This window comes from Erwinia sp. PME.40.26/001, assembly GCF_055556675.1.
Genome location: NZ_JBVHNP010000219.1, coordinates 1 through 265, shown reverse-complemented (window position 1 = coordinate 265; position 265 = coordinate 1). Strand labels below are relative to the sequence as shown.

Annotated in this window: 1 protein-coding gene; it reads right to left on the bottom strand. The window is 68.7% G+C overall.

Going from position 1 to position 265, the window contains the following annotated elements; genetic code table 11:
• A partial coding sequence (locus tag ACZ3HG_RS23915; protein WP_465334882.1) for a hypothetical protein occupies window positions 1–265 on the bottom strand: 265 nt, incomplete at both ends.

Here is a 265-nt window from a genome sequence, read left to right as displayed (position 1 = left end):
CGCTGATGACGTCGAGGTCGCGGAGCATCATGAGCATAATCACGATGCCGCGGTCCAGGACCACCGCGGACTGCACGAGGCGGTCGTGGAGGCCGGCGTGCCCGTTCTGGCTGGGGATGGTCTCACGCCAGTAGGCCTGTGTGCACAGGCGGTGCTCGCTGTCCTCTTCGGCCTCGGTGAAGTCGTTGACGAGCTGCTGGCGGCGTGCGGCCGTCCACTGCACGAGCGAGGAGCCGATGAGTGCGCGGGCGTGGCGGGCGCGCTT